The organism is Mesorhizobium sp. M0816 (assembly GCF_040320005.1).
Classification (GTDB): Bacteria; Pseudomonadota; Alphaproteobacteria; order Rhizobiales; family Rhizobiaceae; genus Mesorhizobium.
Window position 1 is genome coordinate 113,341 of sequence record NZ_JAMYOT010000004.1, and the last position, 21,930, is coordinate 135,270.

Genomic DNA, 21,930 nt, shown 5'->3' on the forward strand with positions numbered 1-21,930 from the left:
CGATGGCGCCGCTCGCTCGTGGCGCAGCGGCGCGTTTGTTCCGGCAAGATCGGGCCATGATGCCGGCGCTGCCGCATCTGCCGCGCGGGGGAAGGCGGCAGCGGTCTGAACCGCCGCCGTCATCCGCGAGCGGCCGCGTCAGGGCGTTTTCGGCTTGATGAGCGTCTTTATCGGAACGGCGACTTTTGGAGGCCGGACCGTAGTGGTTCCACCATCGACGGCCAGCCCGCCGCTGTTGAGATAGCGTACCGTATAGTGCAGCTCATAGCCGGGAACTCTGATCCATGTAGGCTTGGGATTGAACTGGTCCGGCGGCCTCGAATACCACTTCGGGATCTGCATGATCTTCGAACCGGCACCGAATCCCGCAGTCTTAGCCGCTACCGCGAAGGCGCTGTCTCTGGGGTCGTTCGGCGGCTGGTCGACATTGCCGATGACGACCAGTGAATCGTATTTTCGCGCGTCCAGCCGTACTGCGGGAAGGTTCAGCGCAGCCACGTCGCCTTCGCGCATCGTCAGCGCCTTCTGACGGCCATCCTCATTGGCATAGACGTTGAGGTTTATGGCCTCGGATTCCGCATAGACGACATTGTTGTGGAAGTCGCGGGCTGGCAGGCGTGTGAGGCTGTCGAAGGTCACTTCAACCGTCGGCTTGGCTATGGCGTCCGTCACCACCAGGTTGCGCCGCGGCACCGTCCAGAAGATGAGATCATCACCGGTGGCCTGCGTGCCGGCATCGGAGCCGTCTATTGCCGAGCATTTCGAATTTGGAACCGGCGTCGTCACCGGCAGAGGTGCCGAAAACGAGCTGCGTACCTGAGCGTCGATGTAATTGCCGACGTTGAAAACGTCTTCGAGGATGTTGCCGCCCTCGAAGCTCGCCGGGCCGGGTTGCGAGCGGATGATGACCTGGCTGGAATCGGTCTGCCAGCCGCTGCAGAAGACGTTGACGTCTATGGGAATGCCGATGTGGCGGTCGGAGGTCACCGGGATCGAGACTTTGATGGTCAGGATGTAAGGAACTTTGACAAACCAGCTGTTCGGCTGGTTCAGCATCTGCGTCGCAAAGCGCGACGGCCGCCATTGCTTCAGCGATTCGATCGATGCGCGTGACGATCGTCCCTGGGCGGCCAGCTGTGCGTTGGTGGCGTCGACCTTGGCTTGCGCCAGGTTGCGGACGGTGTTGGTGATCAGGAACACGCCGAGTTCGGCTTTGCAGGGCCTGTTCGATTGTGTGGCGTTGCATGAGGCAAGTGCCGCACTGGGAACCGGCGGCCCCGAAGGCGGCGGCTGGGCGGCCGCGGTGGCCGCCATGAGGCAGAAGAACAGCATCGTGCAGGTTTTCAACATGGTATCCTCGCTCTGTCGTTGGAAACCACCCTCCGGCTAGACAGCAGCATGTGTTCGATGGCGGTTCATCGCCCGCACGGGGGATGAACCGCGAAACATCGGGCCGGCCCAGCGACGTCGAGCCGCCGTCCTTTCGGATTGGATATCTACTGCTTCACGACGCCTTTGGTTGTCGCCTTCGGCGCGACGACCTTGGGCTTGGGGGTTTTCGGGCCGGGGTCGACTACCAATGCGGCCGTGCAGGAGCATTTGCCCGAACCGCAGTTCAGGTCGCCCTTGCACATTTTGGAATGCCGCATATCGGTGCAGTCGGCGGTCCCGGAGCAGGAGCAACTGCCTTGCCCAATCGTTCCGGACTGACATTTGAAGCTCCATGCCGGATCGGCGGCAAGGCCGGCCACAGCGAGCGATAAGGCAAAAAGCGTCGTCGAGATGAGCTTGCGCATGAATACCTCCCGGTTCTATCGAGCGATGGAACCACGAAGCAGCAACGCCTTCATCTCCCGCGCGGGGGACGAACTCGCATACCGGTGACGATCGTCAATGCTGTCCCTTCAGCACGACGAGATAGCCGCGTTCGACGCGAAGCCGGAACGCGATTTGCCCTGCAGTGCCGGGATCCTTGGAAACCTTGTCGATGACATAGCCGCTGGGATGCGAGCCAAGCCATTCTTCCGGTTTGTCGGTGGTTTCGAATGGCTTTTGCAACCGGGCCAGGAAGCCGACTTCGCCTTGATAGTCGAAAGCTACGGCCCAGTCCGCATCCTTTCGCTCGTCGATGAAGTTGGCGAGCGGCGTCAGATCATAGCGTTTGAACGCGGTTGCCGATGCCACCGCGTGGCCGATGCCGAAAATGACAAGCATGACGATGGCCGAGCTCTTCAGCCTGGCGAGCGGGATCTCCGCCATGAAATAGCCGAACAGGATGACCACGAACGGCAACATCGGCACGACATAATGAGGCTGCTTGCCGGATATCGCGCTGAACACGAGAAACACGGCAACGAACGAGAATGACAGCAGGCGCAAGGCGCGCAGATCCGGCGACTTCGCGTCGATCAGGCTGCGTATCCGCGTGCGCAGCTTCAACCGCCACACCTCGGGTATGAAGATCCACGGTATGAACATGACGGGCAGCAGCAGCAGATAGAAATAGAACGGCCGGCCATGCGAATTGCGCAAATTGCCGGTGACACGTCCCGCCGACTGGTTCCAGACGAGATCGTAGACGAAATTGCCTTTTGTCAGGATGGTCGCCGGCACCAGCCAGATCGCCACCGGAATCAGCGCGGCGAGCACTGCCAGGCCCACTCCAGCGAGGAAGTTCGGTGTCGTCAGTCCCGCCCGCCGGTCGCGCCAGAACGGGTAGAACAGGATGGGCGCGCCGATATGGATCAGCACCACCGGGCCTTTCGTCAGCACGCCCATGCCGATGAACAGCCCGGCCAGAACGGCCTGCCAGCGGTTGCCGCTGCGGGCAAAGGCAATCAACGACAACAGCGCGGCGAGCACGAAGACCGTCAGCAACAGGTCGAACAGGATCAGCGTCGAATAGATGACGAACACGCTGCTTCCGGCAACCAGCCAGGGGATGCGCCGCGCGATGTCGTCGCGGCCCGGAAACAGGGTCTTTGCCAACGCCGTCGTCAGCCAGATGACGAGCGAGGAGGCGGCGAAGATGACCAGCATCGCCGCCGGCCGGCTGGCGCCGAAAATATTCCAGACAAGGTCGATAAGCCAAAACAGCAGTGGCGGCTTCTGCAGATAGGGCGCGAAATTCATCGTCGGGACGAAGATCTGTCCGCTCAGATACATTTCCCAGGTGACGCTGAGATATCGCGTTTCGTCGACGGGCAGCAGTGGCCGGAAAGCGACCGCGATTACGATCAGCCCAAGCAGAAAGAGGTAGGGGAGCAGCCGCTCGGTAGATGTCGGTGTCAAAGATCGAGATCCGCGCCAGAAACCATTTTCATTCCAGCCGAGCATAGTGCCGCGTTTCTGGACCGCGAACGACCGCACCATGATTTTGGCCGAATTGCAACGATGCCGGTTTCGTTTCGCAGATTTTGCGGACGATGGTCTCAAGGGCTTGAAAAACTTGCCGGCCGAGTCTTTTGGACCGCTGCCGGTTCCGGGGAACCTGAGCAAAATCAACTGGAGCGCAACGGCGGTGACAATTCGCGCATCAACAGTTCGAGCTCGCGCTGATCGCCTGTACCGGTCTTGTCGAAGATCGTCGCCAGCTGCGACTTGACGGTGCCGTCCGAGACGCCGCCGGCCGCGGCGATTTCCTTTCGCGTCAGGCCGGCGGCAACGTGACCGGCGACGCGCCTTTCTGCCGCGGTCAATCCGAACAGCGCCGCAATGGCGTCCAGCGCCGGGGTCGGTGTCGAACCGGCCGCGGCGATGAAGATCGCTGCGGCGGCGCGTTGCGAGATGCGCGCCGAGATTTCACGCCGCGCCAGCGGCATGACATGGGCCACCGCCGGAACGACCGTCCTGGCCAGGGGAATGTTGATGCCGCAAGGTCCGAGCGCGAATTCGTCGCGCGTGCCGAGCTGGACGGCACGGCCGATCGCGGCGTTGGCGTTGGCATAGGTGAACGAAAGCTGTCCGCGCACGCAAGCGACCGAGATGTTTTCGGCGAGCAGCGCTTCGGCTGACGGGTTGGCGAAGATGATGGTCATGTCTTCTGCGACGATCAGCACCGGATGGTCGAGGCTTTCGATGATGGAGCGGAAGATTTCGGCCTTGCGCCGCTCGGCCTCGAACAGGTCGCCGATGGTCACCGCGCGCCGCACATGCGGTGCCAACAGGCAGACAAGCTCGATATCCTCGCGGGAAATCTGGCGCCTGTCCTTGTCGGTAACCACCATCAACGTGCCGATCCGGGTCGGCCGCTTCATCAACGCCACCCAGAAGAAATCGTCCAGGCGGTTGGGTTGCACCCATTCGCGCACGATGCGGCTTTCGAGCCATCTCTGTCGCGTATCCGGGCCTTGCAGGGCGTAGATCGAATCGACGGTGAACGGCACGTCGATCTCCATCTTGGGAACCGCCGCATAGAACGGCACTTGCGAGCCGTAGTCATGCTTCAACGGCTCAAGAACTGCGGGATCGCCGCAAGACACCGAAAACCGCGCGGAGCTGCTGATCGTGTCGATGACGGCGAGCATGGCAAGCTGGCCTTCCGCCAGGTTGCAGATGGCCTCGAGTGTCGCCTGCCAGCGGTCGACGTCGGCAATCGAATCGTAGATCGCCTCAACGACCTGCGGCAACGCGCGACCGGCCGTGCCCGCCAGCGATGACATGAGCCCCTCTCATTTGCCGTCCTTGAGGCAACGAAGCTTCAACTCCTAGAATAACGCTGCGTAAGGTTGCCAACAACCCATTTCATCTGCTTCGCTCGGTCGCGAGGATCGCATGAACGTATCGCTTCGCCGCCAGCCATTTGCTCGCCGGTTGCGGCAAGACCCTTGCCTTCGCAATGCCGTGACGCCATAAGCAGGAAAAGGCGCCGCCGCAGCCGCCGCGAGGACTTGCTACAAGGACTTGCCACGAGGATTTGAATGAAAACTTTCCTTCTGCAGTTTTTCACCTGGTGGAACAGCCAGACATTGGGAACGCGCTTCCACACATGGCGGCATGGCAAGAAGGTCGGGCAGGACGAGGTCGGCAACGTCTACTACGAGGGCGGCGTCGATTCGGAAGGCCGCACCCGTCGCTGGGTCATCTACCGCGACTATTCGGAAGCCTCGGCGATTCCGCCCGGCTGGCATGGCTGGATCCATCATCGTGTCGACGTTGCGCCGCCAAGCGAAGACTACAAGCCACGCGACTGGCAAAAGCCGCATGTGCCGAACCTCACCGGCAGCCCCGCGGCCTATCGCCCGAAAGGCTCGGTGCTGACCAACCAGCATCGTCCGCAAGTGACGGGCGACTACGACGCCTGGACGCCTGGTTCGTGATCGATCGCCGCGACACGCGCGCGGTCCCCACGGGGGCGGTCCCCACGAGGGCGGTCCTTTGTCGCCACAATTGCTGTTTAGCTGTTTGCTGATCCGACAGCAGCAACTAGCCTTGGCGTTGAGAGAATCACCCGGGCGCAAACCACCGGACCTTGCATGAGCATGTTCAGCCGAATTTTGACGGGCGGATTAACCGCGGTCGTTCTCGCTTCTATGGTGGCGCTTGCTACTGCGCAGGAATTGGCGCCGCCTGCGCCGGACGCGTCGGTGGCGCCTGCAGCACCCGCAGTATCCGAGCGCATCACCAATCCAGTCGCTGAATTCGCCGGCATCGACAAGATCACCGGCCGTATCATCACCTTCGATGTCTACATCGACGAGACGGTTCAGTTCGGCGCTTTGCAGGTGACGCCGCGCATCTGCTATTCGCGGCCCGAAAACGAAGAGCCGAAGACGGATTCGTTCGTCGAGGTCGACGAGATCACGCTCGATCGGAAGATACGCCGTATCTTCACCGGCTGGATGTTTGCCGAAAGCCCCGGGATCAACGCCGTCGAGCATGCCGTCTATGATATCTGGCTGAAGGGCTGCAAGCAGAAGTCCGACGTGCCGGCACCCGCCGCCCCCAAAACCAACTAGAATCTGTCAGTGCGCGGCGGATACCGCGCCCTGCGGAACCGCCGCGTTGCCCGAGCGTTGGTGCCTCTCTACGGAGGACGTTGCCATGATGATGGCCAACAAGAACGAACTTCTCGACATCGAAAGGGGATTCTGGAGCGGCGGTGCCGACTATTTCAAGGCCAATGCCGATACCGACTGCCTGGTGGCCTTCCCGCAGATGGCGCGGGTGATGAGCAATACCGATCTGGCCGCAACTGCCACGGACCCGAACCGCTGGCGCGATCTCGACATCGACCTCAAGGGCATCATCGAGCCGGGCAGCGACATCGTCATGCTGACCTACGAGGCGCGTGCGACGCGGCAAGATGGCGAAGCCTATGCGGCGCTGGTCAGCACCGGCTATGTCCACCGCGTCAATGGCTGGAAGATGATGTTCCACGCACAGACGCCGCTGGTGACGGCAGCAAAAGGCTGACCGGCCGCAAGAGCAATTCCAGGAAAGTGTGAACGGCTTTCCGTCCGGAATTGCGTTTCTGTGAAACGATGAACCATTCCAGGTTATGGAAAAAACACGGCCTCGCCCTTCAGCGCCTCGGCCAGCATCTTCTCGTACTTGCCGCGCGGCACGTCGATTGCACCGAAGCGTTTGAGATGCTCGGTGGTGAACTGCGTATCGAGCAGTGCAAAGCCACGCGCCTTCAGGCGTTCGACGAGGTGAACCAGGCAGGCCTTTGACGCGTCGGTCTCCCTGGCGAACATGCTCTCGCCGAAGAACACGCGGCCGAGCGATACGCCGTAGAGCCCCCCGACCAATCGGTCGTTGTGCCAGGCCTCGACCGAATGGCAATGGCCCATCCGATGCAGCTCGATATAGGCTTCGCGGATCGGCGCGTTGATCCAGGTCGACCGACGTTCCTCGCGCCTTTCGGCGCAGGCCTCGATCGTCGCCTCGAAGTCGAAATCGATGCGGAACTCGAACAGGTTCTTGCGGATCGTCTTTCTCAGGCTTTTCGGTATGTGGAACCCGTCGAGCGGAATGATGCCGCGCGTCTCCGGCCGCACCCAGAATACTTCGGGGTCATTGGCGCTTTCGGCCATCGGGAAGACGCCGGAGGCATAGGCTTTGAGCAACAGGTCGGTCGGGATGCGATAACCGGGTGCGTAGGGACGGGTCATCGCTTCGCCCCTGTGTCACTCGCCTTCGGCCAGGTATTTTTCCAGCCAGTGGATATCGTAGTCGCCATTAGCGATGTCGGCGTTGCCAACGAGGTCGCGAAACAGTGGCAGCGTCGTCTTGATGCCGTCGACGACGAATTCGTCGAGCGCGCGCCGCAGTCGCATCATGCATTCGACGCGGTTGCGGCCATGCACGATCAGCTTGCCGATCAGGCTGTCGTAGTAGGGCGGGATCTTGTAGCCGGAATAGACGCCGGAATCGACACGGATGCCGAGGCCGCCCGGCGTGTGGAAATGGGTGATGGTGCCCGGCGAGGGGGTGAAGGTGCGCGGATCCTCGGCATTGATGCGGCATTCGATGGCATGGCCGTGGAAGCGGATGTCCTCCTGGCGCACCGAAAGTCCGCCGCCCGAGGCGACGCGGATCTGCTCGTGCACGAGGTCGATGCCGGTAATCGCCTCGGTCACCGGATGTTCGACCTGCAGGCGCGTGTTCATCTCGATGAAATAGAACTCGCCGTCCTCATAGAGGAATTCGATGGTGCCGGCGCCGGAATAGCCGAGATCGGCGATCGCCCTGGCGCAGACGCCGCCAATATGCGCGCGCTCCTCGGCATTGAGCGCCGGCGAGGGCGCTTCTTCCCAGACCTTCTGGTGGCGGCGCTGCAGCGAGCAGTCGCGCTCGCCGAAATGCACGCCGCGCCCGGCGCCGTCGCCGAACACCTGCACTTCGATATGGCGCGGCTTCTGCAGATATTTCTCGATATAGACTGCGTCGTCGCCGAAGGCCGCACCCGCCTCCGAGCGTGCCGTCTGCAGCGCCACCTCGAGATCGGCCTCGCTACGCGCCACTTTCATGCCGCGCCCGCCGCCGCCGGCCGACGCCTTGATGATCACGGGGTAGCCGATCGCGGCGGCAATGCGCTTGGCTTCCTTGTCCTCGGTGACCGCGCCGTCGGAGCCGGGCACCACGGGAATGCCGAGGCGTTTTGCGGTACGCTTGGCCTCGATCTTGTCACCCATGATGCGGATATGGTCGCCGGTCGGGCCGATGAAGGTGATGTTGTGCGCGGCGAGGATGTCGGCGAACTTGGCGTTCTCCGACAGAAAACCGTAGCCGGGATGCACCGCGTCGGCGCCGGTGATCTCGCAGGCGGCGACGATCTGGTGGATGTTGAGATAGCTGTCGCGCGACGGCGGCGGGCCGATGCAGACGCTCTCGTCGGCGAGACGCACATGCATGGCGTCGGCGTCGGCGGTCGAATGCACCACCACCGTCTGGATGCCGAGCTCCTTGCAGGCGCGCAGCACCCTGAGGGCGATTTCGCCGCGATTGGCGATGAGGATTTTCTGGAACATCTTTCGCCTGTTCCCGGCTCTACTCGATCACGACGAGCGGCATACCATATTCGACCGGCTGCGCATCTTCAAACAGGATCGCCGTCACCGTGCCGGCGCGCGGCGAGGGGATCTGGTTCATCGTCTTCATTGCTTCGATGATCAGCAGCGTCTGGCCTTCCTTGACCTTCTGGCCGATTTCGATGAACGGCCTGGCGTCGGGCGACGCTGCCAGATAGGCGGTGCCGACCATCGGCGAGGCAACGGCGTTCTTCGACACGTCGGGCGTCGCCGGCGCGGCCGCTGCCGCAGGCTGCGCGGCTGCCGGGGCAAAGGCCGGCTGAGCTGTGGCGACGGCATGGACGGCCGGGGCCTGCCGCGAGACGCGCACCTTCAGATCGCCCAGCTCGACCTCGATCTCGGTCAGGTTGGTGTCGTTCAGTATGCCCGCCAGATCGCGGATCAGCTGCTGGTCAACACCGTTCTTCTTTATCGACATTTTCGAGCCTTCTGTTTGTTGGCCGGTCATAGGCGTGCAGCCAGCGCCTGCAGCGCCAGCGTGTAGCCGAGCGGCCCGAACCCGCAGATCATGCCGACGGCGACCGGCGCGACCATGGAGACGTGGCGGAATGGTTCCCGCGCGTGGATGTTGGAGAGATGCACCTCAGCGACCGGCAGCGGCGCGACAGCGCGGATGGCATCGTGAATGGCGATCGAGGTATGGCCGTAGGCGCCCGGATTAATGACGATCGCGGCGGCCTTGTCGGCGGCCTCCTGGATCCAGTCGACGAGGTCGCCCTCATGGTTCGATTGGCGGAAATCGATCTCCAGCCCAAGTGCGGCACCTGCCTGCTTGCAGTCGTCGGCGATCGCGGCAAGCGTCTTGCCGCCATAGATGCCCGGCTCGCGCTTGCCGAGCGCGTTGAGATTGGGGCCGTTCAGGACGAAAACCGTTTTCAAAATATGCCGACCTTTCCCGGCGCGGCTAAGCCGGCGCGCCGGACCCTCTATAATGGGCATAGACGCTGGCGAAAAGAGCGCAAGTGCGTTCTTTCGCCGTCCACAACAGCCGGAAAACGGCCCGTGCCGGAAACCCGCAGCCTAATCGAAACCCGAATGCTGATCAGAGCGCGGCCTTCGCCGCCTCGATCTTTTCGGCCAGCACTTCCTGGCCAAGCGCGCCGAACACCACCTCGTTGCCGACGACATAGGACGGCGTTCCGGTGATGGCGAGCTTGGTGGCGAGGTCATAGGTCTTGGAGAAGGCCTCGGTGATGCTCGGGTCCTTCATCTTTTCGCGCAGCGCCGCCTCGTCGGCGCCGAGCGACAGCGCCACCTTGATTGCCGCCGCCTCGGTGGCGCGCCCCTGGCCGCCGAGCAGCGCATTGTGGAATTCGCCGTATTTCTCCGGCTTCATCAAATGGAAGGCCATCGAGACGACGCTCGCCTTCTGCGAATCCGGGCCGAGGATCGGGAACTCCTTGAGTACGAAGCGCAGGTCCGGATCGGCCTTGGTCAGCGCGCGCATGTCGTCGATGGCGCGTTTGCAGTAGCCGCAATTATAATCATAGAATTCGACGATGGTGACCTTGCCGTTCGGATTGCCGACAACACCGTCGAAGGAGGAATTGAAGATCTGGTCCTTGGCGTCTTTGATGACGCCGAGACTGGCGACGCGCTGTTCTTCCTTCTGCTTGGCCTCGAGTGCCTGCTGGGCTTCCAGAAGCACTTCCGGGTTCTTCAGCAGATAGTCGCGGACGATGCCTTCGACTTCGGCACGGTCGAGCTTGGTACCTGAGGACGTCGTCTGGGCAAGCTGTGCCGTGCCGGCCTTCGCCGTCTGCGGATTGCCGGCGACGAAGCCGAACGCCAGCATGGCGAGAGCCGCTGCCACTCCGGTAGTGCCCAGCAGAATTGCCTTGGTCATGATCCTCGATCCTCTTGCCCGTGTTCCGGTCCGCTCGCTTTGGCTGGGTCGCAGCCTGCGTCCGAAAGGTTCACTTCTTCTTACCTGATGGTGCGTAGTTTATAATGTCCTGCGCGCGAAGCCAGCCCGGCTCGCCCCGCTTCATGCTCTGCTGGGCCCGCATGGCGAAGATCTTCGCATTCTTGTAGTCGCCGGAATAGAAATGCCCTTCGGCGGTTGCAAGCTCGGCGGCCGGGATGTTGCCGAGTTCCCCGTAAGCCTGTGCCAGATAGCGGTATCCGGCGGCGTTTTCGCGATCCCGTCCGAGGCCGGTGTTGATCTGCGCCACCGCCTTCTTCAGCGAATCCTGCGTGCCGATCGCCATCAGCGCCTGGCCGTAAGAGACCGGCAGCAGCCCCGATCGCGCCGGATCGAGGCTGACCGACTTGGCATAGGCGTCCGCCGCATCCTTCGGCCGGTTCGCCTTCATCAGGATGTCGCCACGTAATTCCTGGAAATAGGGATTTTTCGGCTGTTCCTTGATCAACGCGTTGGTCTTGGTGAGCGCCGACGCCAGATTGCCGAAAAGATAGGTCATCTGCGCGTCGCCATAGCGTGAGGCGAGGCTGCCGGGGTTCTTGCGCATCAATCGCGACGCCGCCGCCTGGCCCTGCATGTAGGCGGCGATCTTGATGCGCATCATGTCGTGGCGCTGCTGCAGTGCCGGCGGGTCGACCTTGTCGACGTAAGGGCTCTGCTTCACCAGCACTTCGAGATTGGCGATACGCTCCTGCGGCATCGGATGGCTGATCCTGTAGGGATCGACTTGCGCGCCCGAGAGCGACAATGCGTTCTGGAAGCGGCCAAACGTCTTCAGCATGCCCATGCCGGACTGGCCGGTTGCATTGAGATAGGTGATCGCCGAACGGTCGGCGGTCATCTCTTCGGTGCGCTGATAAGCGAGGATACTGCGTTGCGCCATCTCGCCGCCGCCGGCCACCACGCCCATGCCGGCGCCGGCGAGACCGCGGCTGTTGCTGGTGGCGCCGGCCACCATGGCGCCGGCGCCAAGCAGCGTCGCCAGGATCGCCATCGTCTTGGCGCGCTCGAGCTGTTCTCGCAATTTCTGCTGGTGTCCGCCGGCGATATGGCCGGCCTCGTGGGCAATGACGCCAATGATCTCGTTGGGCGTTTCGGCCGTCATCAGCGCGCCGGTGTTGATGAACAGGCGGCGGCCGGCAACAAAGGCGTTGAAGCTCTGGTCGTTGACCAGCACGATGTTGATGGCGTCGCCCGACAAGCCCGCCGCCTTGAAGATCGGCCGCGCGTAATCGCGCACCAGCGCCTCGATCTCGGCATCGCGCACAACCGGCACATTCTGCGCAAAGGCATTGACCGAGCCGGCCATGGCGACCACCGCGGCAAGCGAAAGCGTCGCGAGGGCGCGCGCTGTCCTGGCGATCGTCGATTTGGGTCGGCTCAACATGGCAGGTCCACTGGTAGACGAGTGGGCGAAGGATGAAAAGTCGGCAGCCTAAACTTACCGAACTTGTGATCCCCACACCAATCGGGCATTTGTGCGGCGCGGCCAGCATGGCCGGCACGTGCGGACAAGTGTGGTGGATTGAAAAATGGTTGTTTCGCTTTCGCGCCGCGGCGCGGTCGAACCGTTCCATGCCATGGACATCCTGGCCGAGGCGAATCGGCTGAAAGCCAAGGGCCTGCCGGTCGTTTCCATGGCCGTCGGCCAGCCTTCCGATCCGGCGCCGGCCGGGGTTCGCGAAGCGGCGGCCAATGCCTTGAAAGCAGGCCGCATCGGCTATACCGACGCGCTGGGCCTCGCCGGCCTGCGCAAGGCGATCGCGGCGCATTATGGCGAGCACTACGGGCTTGACGTTTCGCCCGAGCGGATAGCCGTCACCACCGGATCGTCGGCTGCCTTCAACCTCGCTTTCCTGGCAATGTTCGATCCAGGCGACCGCGTCGCCATCGCTGCGCCCGGCTATCCTGCCTATCGCAACATCATGGCCGCGCTCGGCATCGACATCGCCGAGATCGAGTTGGACGGCGCCGCCTATCTGCATGCCGAGCACCTGCAAGCCGCGCATCGCGAAAAACCGCTGAAGGGCGTGCTGTTCGCCAGCCCGGCCAACCCGACCGGCGCGGTCATCCCCGCCGGCGATCTCGAGGCGCTGGTCGAGACGGCGCAAGAGCTCGGCATCGCCGTCATGTCGGACGAAATCTATCACCGGCTGGCCTATGCGGCGCCCGACACGACCGCGCTTTCTTTCGGCGCGGATGTGACGGTGATCAATTCCTTCTCGAAATATTATTGCATGACCGGCTGGCGCATCGGCTGGATGGTGCTGCCGCAGGAACTGGTGCGGCCAGTCGAGCGCATCGCCCAGAGCCTCTACATCTCGCCGCCCGAACTGTCCCAGATTGCCGCGATCGAGGCATTCAAGGCGACGCCAGAGCTGGAAGCGGTGAAGGCGCGCTATGCCTGGAACCGCGAGCTCCTGATGCAACGCCTGCCGGAGCTCGGCTTTGCTTTGGCCGCGCCCATGGACGGCGCGTTCTACGCCTTCTGCGACGTCACCAGGCACACCAATGACAGCATGGCGTTTGCGCGCCGGATGCTTGCCGAGGCGCATGTGGCTGCGACGCCGGGCCGCGATTTCGATCCGCTGCAGGGCCATCGCACGATGCGCTTTTCCTATGCCGGCAGCCACGACGACATGGTCGAGGCGATGGCGCGTATCGAACGCTGGCTGAAGTAGCGGGGGCGACGATGCCGGAGCTTGAACAGGCGCCCCAACTCGAACATGCGTTGCGCGAGGTCGCTGCCGAAATGGCGGAGCGTACCGATCGCGGCGACGTCGCCAGCTATATCCCCCAGCTCGGCAAGATTGATCCGAAAAAATTCGGCATTGCCGCGGTGACCAATGACGGCCGCATGCTGACCGCGGGCGATGCCGACGAGGCGTTTTCGATCCAGAGCATCTCAAAGGTGTTCACGCTGACGCTGGCGCTCGGCAATGTCGGCGACGCGCTGTGGCAGCGGGTTGGGCGCGAACCTTCGGGCAATCCGTTCAACTCGATCGTCCAGCTCGAGCACGAGAACGGCATTCCGCGCAATCCATTCATCAATGCCGGCGCCATCGTGGTCTCGGACATCCTGCTTGCCGGCCATCAGCCGCGCGAGGCGATCGGCGAGATCCTGCGCTTCATCCAGTTCCTGGCCGATGACGACACCATCATCATCGACCGCGAGGTCGCGGCGTCCGAACGCGCCACCGGCTTTCGCAATTTCGCACTTGCCAATTACATGAAATCGTTCGGTAATCTCAATCACGCGCCGGAGCTGGCGCTGGGCGTCTATTTCCACCATTGCGCTATCGCCATGAGCTGCCGGCAACTGGCCCTGGCCGGCCGCTTCCTTGCCAATGGCGGCAAGAACCCGGCGACCGGGCATTCCGTCGTCTCGGCAGAGCGCGCCCGCCGCATCGGCGCGATGATGCTGACCTGCGGCCACTATGACGGCTCCGGCGACTTCGCTTTCCGCGTCGGCATTCCCGGCAAGAGCGGCGTTGGCGGCGGCATATTGGGGATCGTGCCGGGCGTCACCTCGCTTGCCGTCTGGTCCCCTGGCCTCAATGCCAATGGCAATTCGAGGCTGGGGTCGATCGCGCTGGAAAAATTGGCGAAGACGATGAACTGGTCGATCTTCGCGCCATAAGCATTTTGCAGCCAAATGGAATCATTTGGCGTCCGCACAAATGCGGCAAAACAAACAGTTAGAGCGGAATGCCCCATTCAATTTGAATGCATTCCGCTCTGGTGCCTGTCGCCTGAATTGGGGCAAAAAAATCCCGCGCAGCCGATCGGCAGCGCGGGATTTTTTTAATCAGAAAGTCTGGCTAATGCACGGAAAGGCTTAGAAAAAGCCCTTCCGTTGCCACCAGCCGGCACGCTTCGGCTTGTCCTCGGCCTTTGCTTCCTCGGTCTTTGCCTCGTCGGTCTTTGCCTCGTCCGGGACGATCGAGGAGACGACCGGCACGACCGGAGCATCCACCGGTACGGGCTTGCGCCGCGACGGCCGGACCTTCGGCGTTTCCTCGGCAGCCGCCGCTTCGGTCTCCTGCGAAGCCGGCGCAGCGGTCTCGCCGGAAGCCACGGAGGCGGCCTCGGCAGCCGATGTCTCGGCGCCCGCAATCTCGGCAACTGCTTCCGCCGCAACCTTCTTCGGCTTGGCGGCACGGCGCGGCTTCTTCGGCTTTTCGGCGCTCGGCATGTCGTCGTTCGCCGGAGCAAGCACCGCAAGCTCTTCGGCCGGCGGCGCACCTTCCGGCTCGCCGATTACGGGCTCTGCTTCCGACACGGCACCTTCCGTCATGGCGGTGGGCTCGCCGGGGGCAGCTTCCAAGCCGTCCTCGCCGTCCTCACGGCGATTGCGCTTGCCGCCGCGCTTGCCGCGCCGGCGCTTCTTGCCGTGACCGTCGTCCGCCGCTTCCGCCGTTTCGGCAACACCGGCCGGCGTTTCACGTTCCGCTTCGGCGCCTTGATCGCCGGCGGCTACGAAGGCATCGTCTATCGGCGCCGAAACGGAAGCACCTTCCACAGCAGCGCCATGCTCGCGATCGGCGTGTTCACGTTCCCCGTGTTCACGATCCCCGTGTTCACGATCCTTGCCGCCGCGCCGTCTGCGGCGCTTGCGGCGCTTGCGATCGCGGCCTTCGCCGTCCTCGCCGGACCTTGGCTGCTGCGGCTGCTGGGCAGGGCGTGGCTGCTCGGCCTGCACCGGTGCCTCGTCTTCCTCTTCGATGACGATCTCGTCCTCGGGTTCTTCCGGCTCGACATAGGCCGGGAACGTGCGCGCCTCGACAAAGCCTTCCGGCTTTTCGGCCAGCGCGCCGCGGAAGATGGCATAGTGTTGTGCACCGACCGCGTCATCGGCTTCGATGGTGATGGTCACGCCGAAGCGGTGCTCGAATTCCACCAGCGTGCCGCGCTTGTGATTGAGCACATAGAGCGCGGTCGCCGCCGGCGTCCGCACCGTGATGTGGCTGCGCGAATCCTTGAGCAGGAATTCCTCGATTGCCCGCACCACCATCAGCGCGACCGACGAATCGGAGCGCACATGGCCGGTGCCGCCGCAATGCGGGCAAGGCTTCATGGTCGATTCCAGCACGCTGGCACGGATGCGCTGGCGCGACATCTCCATCAGGCCGAAATGCGAGATGCGGCCGACCTGGATGCGGGCACGATCGTTCTTGAGGTGATCCTTCAGCCGCTTCTCGACGGAGCGGTTGTTGCGGTTCTCCTCCATATCGATGAAGTCGATGACGATGAGGCCGGCGAGATCGCGCAGCCTCAATTGCCGGGCGACTTCCTCGGCGGCTTCCAGATTGGTGTGAAGTGCGGTGTCCTCGATCGAGTGCTCCTTGGTGGAACGGCCCGAATTGACGTCGATGGCGACCAGCGCTTCCGTCTGGTTGATGATGATGTAGCCGCCGCTCTTCAGCGTCACCTGCGGCTGCAGCATGCGGTCGAGCTGCGCTTCGATGCCGTTGCGCACAAAGATTGGCGTCGTGTCGCGGAACGGCTGAACCACCTTGGCGTGGCTCGGCATCAGCATGCGCATGAAGTCCTTGGCTTCACGGTAGCCTTCTTCGCCGGAAACCAGGATCTCGTCGATATCCTTGTTGTAGAGGTCGCGCACCGAGCGCTTGATCAGGCTGCCTTCCTCATATACCAGGGCAGGGGCCGTCGATTGCAGCGTCAGATTGCGAACATTTTCCCAAAGTCGCATCAAATATTCGTAGTCGCGCTTGATCTCTGCCTTGGTGCGGCTTTCGCCGGCCGTACGCAGGATGACACCCATGCCTTGCGGCACTTCGAGATCGGCGACCACTTCCTTCAGCCGCTTGCGGTCCTGCGCATTGGTGATCTTGCGCGAAATACCGCCGCCGCGTGCCGTGTTCGGCATCAGCACCGAATAGCGGCCGGCCAGCGACAGGTAGGTGGTCAGCGCTGCACCCTTGTTGCCGCGCTCTTCCTTGACGACCTGTACCAGCAGGATCTGCCGGCGCTTGATCACTTCCTGAATCTTGTACTGGCGGCGCACCGGCTTGCGGCGGTTGCGCACTTCTTCGAGCGCGTCTTCAGCGCCGACCGATTCGATCTCGTGATCGTCCGGATGCGAGGATTGCACCTCCTCCAGCATGCCGCGATCATTGTCTTCGGACGTCGCTTCGCCGCTTGTCTCGGCCCCGCTTGTCTCGACTTGTGGGACGGCTTCGGAGATTACGTCGGCATCGACGCTGGCAGCGATGGAACTCGATCCGCCTTCGGAAGGCTCGGTCTCGCCGCTATGCGCGACTTCTTCAATCTGTCCAGCGGCATCCTCGCTCTGTCCGGCAGTGTCGGACGTGGTGTTGTCGGCAACGGCATCCAGCTTTTCTGCGACGGCATCTTCGCCGTTCTCGCCATTCTCACCGTCGGCCGCGCCTGCCTCGCGCCTGTGCTCGCCGCGGTCGCGGCTCTTGCCGCCGCGCCGGCGTCCGCGCTTGCCACGGTCGCGGCTCTGGCGGTCCTCGCCTTCGGCTTCCTCGTCCTCTTCGTCCTGGGCTTCCTGTGCTTCCGCACGCAGCAGCGCCTGACGGTCGGCGACCGGAATCTGGTAGTAGTCGGGATGTATTTCACTGAAGGCGAGGAAACCGTGACGGTTGCCGCCATATTCGACAAAGGCTGCCTGGAGGGAAGGTTCGACGCGCGTTACGCGGGCGAGATAGATGTTTCCTTTGAGCTGCTTCTTGTCCTGGGATTCAAAGTCGAATTCTTCAATACGGTTACCGCGAACGACGACAACGCGTGTTTCCTCCGGGTGGGAGGCGTCTATCAGCATTTTGTTGGGCATTATTTCGTTTCCTCCCGGCAGCCGTCGGCCGCAGCTTGCAGGACACTGCCCGCTGCCGTGGACCTGGAACATGGGTGCCGGACAATTGAACGTCCACCGGCCGCTGCCTGAGCGCCATGGCGGTGCCGCCCGCAGCCGTAGTGGCGCGGTTTGTTGCGGACCTTTCCATGATTGCGCTTGAAGCCATCGTCACCAGCAGAACCTTTTGAACCAAAGCCCGGAAAAAACCGGACCAGCTTGTTTGCTCATACAGAGCCGGCACGGGACAATCCCGGCCGTTTTGCTCACGCAGGCGATTCCCCCGCCACGGGAGCACGCCTGCGAAAATCGTCGCGATCACCGATGCCTTCTTCGCCTGAAGCGAAAGGAACCGTCTTGCGTCTGACCTGTAGCAGGAAGCTGCGGAGGAGGACGGTTCCAGGATTGCAGTGATCCACCATCGCTTTTATGATTTGGCGGGTTGGAAGGCAACCCCGATTCCCGATGCCGGCAAAAAGCCGTTCCGCAGCGGAAGCCCCGGTTCCAAGCCTTCCATGAAAAGGCTTGGTTAACCTTCTCTGGATACCAATCGTTAATCGAGTTCGCGGCCTGCCAGCACTTTGACAAGCAATAGGGCACTTCGACAAGCGATCGGGCATGACGCCAACGGGAGCGATTGGTAGAAAGATGGGACTGGCAGGCTTCGCAGACAAGGGCCGTCATCATGGAGGCTGGTTCTTCCGCACCGCCTGCCTGCTGCCGCTGATCCTGGCTTGCCTGGTCTTTTCGCCGCTTTCGCGTGCTGCCGACGCACCGCTCGGTGCCATAAGCTACAAGATGGCCGGCGATGCCACCAAGATGCGTATCGTCATCAATTTCGACCGCGAGCCCGACATGAAATGGTTCCTGCTGCGCGGCCCCAATCGCCTGGTCATCGATCTCCCGGCCACGAGATTCGCCCTCAATGCCAAGGATATGAAGCCGCGCGGGCTTGTCCGCGCCGTGCGTTACGGCGGACTCGGCGAGGGGAAATCGCGGCTGATTCTCACCGGCAAGGGACCGTTCGCCGTCGACAATCTCGACGTGCTCAAGAACGATGACGGCAACGGCTACCGCATCGCCATCGACATGTCGGCGGCCTCGCAGCGGGAATTCGACGCAGCGCTCGCCAATCAGGCGCTGACCACCGGTTCGACGGTCTCCGCCGACAAGGCCGGCAGGGTCGGTACCGGGCCGGTCTCCAATCCGGGCCATCGTTTCACCGTCGTCATCGATCCCGGCCATGGCGGCATCGACGGCGGCGCCGAGGGCCTGAACGGGACGGTCGAGAAGAACGTGACGCTCGCCTTCGCCATGGAACTGCGCGACAAGCTCGCCGCCGGCGGCAAATACGACGTGTTCCTGACACGTGAGACCGACGTGTTCCTGCGGCTCGACGACCGCGTGCGCATTGCCCGCCAGCATGAGGCCGACCTGCTCATCTCGATCCATGCCGACACGATCAGCCTCAAGGGCATTCGCGGCGCAACGGTCTACACCGTGTCCGACAAGGCTTCCGATCCCGAGGCGCAGGCGCTTGCCGACCGTGAAAATCTTTCCGACCAGTTCGCCGGCATGGAGATCAAGGACGACAGCAAGGAAGTGACCGATATCCTGATCGACCTGATCCGCCGCGAGACGCATAATTTTTCGATGAGCTTCGCCCATACTCTCGTCGGACAGCTTTCCACCAGCGTCGGTCTGATCAACAACCCGCAGCGTTCTGCCGGCTTCAAGGTGCTGAAAGCGCCGGACGTTCCATCCGTGCTGGTCGAACTCGGCTATCTGTCGAACGCCAAGGACGAAGCGCAATTGCTCAGCGCCGATTGGCGCAACAAGGCGACCCAGAGCATAACCAACGCCGTTGCCCTATTTGCTTCGGCCAAGAGCGGAACGGGGGCCGGAGGCTGAAATGTCCGCCGGCGCCCACAACCTGAAGCAGCGTTGCACGGCGACAACACCCTGTGCTTTTATTTCCGGCATTCGAAACCGAAATTCCACGCTGCCGTATTTTGCCCACATGGTCGCGACATGGGTTTTGCGATTACGGTTTGGGATCGTCCCGAAAGCTTGCGCGAAGGGCGGCTTCGTTTAGGAAATTCCCGAACCAAGGACTGGAGCGGGTATGATTCGTCTCATTGGCTATTTCTTCGGCATCGGCACGACGCTGGCCCTTTTGGTCGCGGCGGGCGTGGCGATCTATATCGGCCATTTGTCGAAGGACCTGCCCGATTACGAGGTGCTGGCCAAATACGAGCCGCCGGTGACGACCCGCATCCACGCGTCGGATGGCGCGCTGATGGCCGAATATGCGCGTGAGCGGCGGCTTTATCTGCCGATTCAGGCGATCCCGGATCGTGTCAAGGCGGCCTTCCTGTCGGCCGAGGACAAGAACTTTTACAATCACCCCGGCATCGACGTGACCGGCCTTGGCCGGGCCATTGTCGTCAACCTGCAGAATGTTGGCTCGGGAAAGCGCCAGGTCGGCGCCTCGACCATCACCCAGCAGGTGGCGAAGAACTTCCTGTTGTCTTCAGACCAGACCTACGAGCGCAAGATCAAGGAGATGATCCTCGCCTTCCGCATCGAGCAGGCCTACTCAAAGGATCGCATTCTCGAGCTCTATCTCAACGAGATTTTCTTCGGCTTCGGCGCCTATGGCGTCGCCGGTGCTGCGCTAACCTATTTCGACAAATCGGTGAACGAGCTCACCGTGGCCGAAGCCGCCTATCTCGCCTCTCTGCCGAAGGGGCCGAACAACTACCATCCCTTCAAGCATGCCGATCGCGCCTTGGAGCGCCGCAACTGGGTGATCGACCAGATGGTCGAGAACGGTTACGTCACGCATGAGGAAGGCGAGAAGGCCAAGGCCGAGCCGCTCGGCGTCACGCCGCGCCGCACCGGCAACTATCTCTTCGCCGGGGAGTATTTCACCGAGGAAGTGCGTCGCCAGATCATCGCGCGCTATGGCGAGAATGCGCTCTACGAGGGCGGCCTTTCCGTCCGCACGACGCTCGATCCGAAGATGCAGCTGATTGCCCGCAAGGCCATGCAGAACGGACTTATGAAGTTCGACACGCTGCGCGGCTACCGCGGGCCGGTCACGAGCATCGACGTTTCCGGCGACTGGGGCGTGCCGCTGGGCAACGTCAAGCGGTTGGAGGACGTGCCGGAATGGTCGCTCGCCGTCGTGCTCGACAGCTCGGCCACCGGCCTGTCCATCGGCCTGCAGCCGACGCGCCAGATCTCCGGCGAAATCGTCAAGGACCGCGTCGAAGGCACTGTCAGCAAGGAAGACATGAGCTTCGCCATGCGCCACGTGGTCGACGGCAGGACCGTCAAGGCGAAGTCGCCCGCCGACGTGTTGAAGCCGGGCGACGTGATTTTCGTGCAGAAGAACGACGGCTCGGACAACAGCTACAGCTTGCGCCAGGTTCCCGAAGTGGAAGGCGGCCTGATCGCCATGGACCCGCATACCGGACGCGTCCTGGCCATGGTCGGCGGTTTCTCCTACGCGCAATCGGAGTTCAACCGGGCGACGCAGGCCATGCGCCAGCCGGGATCGTCGTTCAAGCCGATCGTCTATTCGGCCGCCCTCGACAATGGCTATACCCCCGCCTCCGTGATCATGGACGGGCCGATCACCATCCAGAGCGGCAACACGACCTGGACGCCCAAGAACTACGACGGAACGGTGGCCGGCCCGGCGACGTTGCGCTCCGGCATCGAGAAATCGCGCAATCTGATGACGGTGCGGCTTGCCAACGACATGGGCATGAAGCTGGTCGTGGAATATGCCGAGCGTTTCGGCGTCTACGACCACCTGGCGCCGTATCTGCCGATGGCGCTGGGATCCGGCGAGACGACGGTGATGCGCATGGTGTCGGCCTATTCGATCATGGCCAATGGCGGCAAGTCGATCAAGCCGTCGCTGATCGACCGCATCCAGGATCGCTACGGCAAGACCGTCTTTAGGCAGGACGAACGCGGCTGCTCGAACTGCAATGCCGCCGAGTGGCAGGACCAGCCAGAGCCGGAGCTGGTCGACAACTCCGAGCAGGTGCTCGATCCGATGACCGCCTACCAGATCACATCGATGATGGAGGGCGTCGTGCAACGCGGTACCGGCGCCACCATCAACGAGCTTGGCCGTCACATCGCCGGCAAGACCGGAACGACCAACGACGAAAAGGATGCCTGGTTCATCGGCTATACGCCGAACCTCGTTGTCGGCCTCTATATGGGCTACGATCAGCCGAAAGGTCTTGGCAAGGGCGCGACCGGCGGCGGCCTTGCCGCGCCGATCTTCAAGGATTTCATGCGCGTGGCGCTGGATGGCACGCCCAATGTCGACTTCAAGGTTCCGGAAGGCATGAAGCTGATTGCGATCAATCGCAAGACCGGCATGCGAGCCAACGCGGGCGACGCCGGAACCATCATCGAAGCCTTCAAACCGGGTACCGGTCCCGCCGACAGCTACTGGGTGATCGGCATGGGTGCGGACGGCTCCAACGCCACCGGCGGGGCGCTGTCGCCGCAGGCCAACCAGGCCATCCAGTCGGGCGGCGGCGGGCTCTACTGACAATCGCTACATCGGGTCGGGCCGGCTTGACGATGATGGTCGAGCCGGTCCA

General features: G+C 62.7%; 18 protein-coding genes. 7 read left to right on the top strand and 11 right to left on the bottom strand.

Going from position 1 to position 21,930, the window contains the following annotated elements; genetic code table 11:
• Positions 1-138: 138 nt before the first annotated feature.
• The 4 genes from NKI17_RS07315 to NKI17_RS07330 all read right to left on the bottom strand — a co-directional run bounded on the left by NKI17_RS07315 (position 139) and on the right by NKI17_RS07330 (position 4,661).
• Positions 139-1,350 carry a hypothetical protein gene (locus tag NKI17_RS07315; protein WP_352905565.1) on the bottom strand — a complete coding sequence of 404 codons (1,212 nt, stop codon included), beginning with the start codon at positions 1,348-1,350 and terminating at the stop codon, positions 139-141.
• A gap of 146 nt (positions 1,351-1,496) precedes the next feature.
• Positions 1,497-1,796 carry a hypothetical protein gene (locus NKI17_RS07320; protein ID WP_352646745.1) on the bottom strand — a complete coding sequence of 100 codons (300 nt, stop codon included), beginning with the start codon at positions 1,794-1,796 and terminating at the stop codon, positions 1,497-1,499.
• A 94-nt stretch (positions 1,797-1,890) separates the two neighbouring features.
• Positions 1,891-3,291 (bottom strand): ArnT family glycosyltransferase, encoded by a 1,401-nt coding sequence (locus tag NKI17_RS07325; protein WP_352905566.1) that lies wholly within the window; start codon positions 3,289-3,291, stop codon positions 1,891-1,893.
• A gap of 209 nt (positions 3,292-3,500) precedes the next feature.
• Complete coding sequence (locus NKI17_RS07330; RefSeq protein WP_352570906.1) at positions 3,501-4,661, bottom strand: helix-turn-helix transcriptional regulator; 1,161 nt, start codon at positions 4,659-4,661, stop codon at positions 3,501-3,503.
• Between the two features lie 258 nt (positions 4,662-4,919).
• Between NKI17_RS07330 and NKI17_RS07335 the strand changes: the two genes are divergently transcribed.
• The 3 genes from NKI17_RS07335 (at position 4,920) to NKI17_RS07345 (ending at position 6,414) form a co-directional block, all read left to right on the top strand.
• Positions 4,920-5,318, top strand: a complete 399-nt coding sequence (locus tag NKI17_RS07335) for an NADH:ubiquinone oxidoreductase subunit NDUFA12 (RefSeq protein WP_023674818.1) — start codon at positions 4,920-4,922, stop codon at positions 5,316-5,318.
• A gap of 156 nt (positions 5,319-5,474) precedes the next feature.
• Positions 5,475-5,957 (top strand): DUF2155 domain-containing protein, encoded by a 483-nt coding sequence (locus NKI17_RS07340; RefSeq protein ID WP_023674819.1) that lies wholly within the window; start codon positions 5,475-5,477, stop codon positions 5,955-5,957.
• An 88-nt stretch (positions 5,958-6,045) separates the two neighbouring features.
• Entirely contained in the window at positions 6,046-6,414 is a 369-nt protein-coding gene (locus NKI17_RS07345; protein ID WP_352593854.1) for a hypothetical protein, read from the top strand.
• 83 nt (positions 6,415-6,497) lie between these two features.
• On the opposite strand, the gene aat is transcribed toward NKI17_RS07345, so the two are convergent.
• The 6 genes from aat to NKI17_RS07375 form a co-directional block, all read right to left on the bottom strand.
• On the bottom strand, positions 6,498-7,115 hold the full coding sequence (gene aat / locus NKI17_RS07350) for a leucyl/phenylalanyl-tRNA--protein transferase (RefSeq protein ID WP_023674821.1): 618 nt from the start codon (positions 7,113-7,115) through the stop codon (positions 6,498-6,500).
• A 15-nt stretch (positions 7,116-7,130) separates the two neighbouring features.
• Entirely contained in the window at positions 7,131-8,474 is a 1,344-nt protein-coding gene (gene accC / locus NKI17_RS07355; RefSeq protein WP_023674822.1) for an acetyl-CoA carboxylase biotin carboxylase subunit, read from the bottom strand.
• Positions 8,475-8,493: 19 nt separating this feature from the next.
• Positions 8,494-8,952 (bottom strand): acetyl-CoA carboxylase biotin carboxyl carrier protein, encoded by a 459-nt coding sequence (gene accB, locus NKI17_RS07360; protein ID WP_352570908.1) that lies wholly within the window; start codon positions 8,950-8,952, stop codon positions 8,494-8,496.
• Between the two features lie 26 nt (positions 8,953-8,978).
• Entirely contained in the window at positions 8,979-9,413 is a 435-nt protein-coding gene (gene aroQ / locus NKI17_RS07365; RefSeq protein WP_031211260.1) for a type II 3-dehydroquinate dehydratase, read from the bottom strand.
• A gap of 163 nt (positions 9,414-9,576) precedes the next feature.
• Entirely contained in the window at positions 9,577-10,380 is an 804-nt protein-coding gene (locus NKI17_RS07370; protein ID WP_352451092.1) for a DsbA family protein, read from the bottom strand.
• A 70-nt stretch (positions 10,381-10,450) separates the two neighbouring features.
• Positions 10,451-11,845, bottom strand: a complete 1,395-nt coding sequence (locus NKI17_RS07375; RefSeq protein WP_352472763.1) for a M48 family metalloprotease — start codon at positions 11,843-11,845, stop codon at positions 10,451-10,453.
• Between the two features lie 145 nt (positions 11,846-11,990).
• Here NKI17_RS07375 and NKI17_RS07380 point away from each other — a divergent pair, with 145 nt between their 5' ends.
• Both NKI17_RS07380 and NKI17_RS07385 read left to right on the top strand, forming a co-directional pair.
• Positions 11,991-13,139: a pyridoxal phosphate-dependent aminotransferase gene (locus tag NKI17_RS07380; RefSeq protein WP_352570910.1), complete on the top strand. Its 1,149-nt coding sequence runs from the start codon at positions 11,991-11,993 to the stop codon at positions 13,137-13,139.
• A gap of 11 nt (positions 13,140-13,150) precedes the next feature.
• Positions 13,151-14,098 carry a glutaminase gene (locus NKI17_RS07385; protein WP_352905567.1) on the top strand — a complete coding sequence of 316 codons (948 nt, stop codon included), beginning with the start codon at positions 13,151-13,153 and terminating at the stop codon, positions 14,096-14,098.
• Positions 14,099-14,296: 198 nt separating this feature from the next.
• Here the strand turns inward: NKI17_RS07385 and NKI17_RS07390 are convergent, their stop codons facing one another.
• Complete coding sequence (locus NKI17_RS07390) at positions 14,297-17,278, bottom strand: Rne/Rng family ribonuclease (protein ID WP_352905568.1); 2,982 nt, start codon at positions 17,276-17,278, stop codon at positions 14,297-14,299.
• A gap of 666 nt (positions 17,279-17,944) precedes the next feature.
• Here NKI17_RS07390 and NKI17_RS07395 point away from each other — a divergent pair.
• Positions 17,945-19,207, top strand: a complete 1,263-nt coding sequence (locus tag NKI17_RS07395) for an N-acetylmuramoyl-L-alanine amidase (RefSeq protein ID WP_352905569.1) — start codon at positions 17,945-17,947, stop codon at positions 19,205-19,207.
• 214 nt (positions 19,208-19,421) lie between these two features.
• Positions 19,422-21,878 carry a penicillin-binding protein 1A gene (locus tag NKI17_RS07400; RefSeq protein ID WP_352457450.1) on the top strand — a complete coding sequence of 819 codons (2,457 nt, stop codon included), beginning with the start codon at positions 19,422-19,424 and terminating at the stop codon, positions 21,876-21,878.
• Positions 21,879-21,930: the final 52 nt, after the last annotated feature.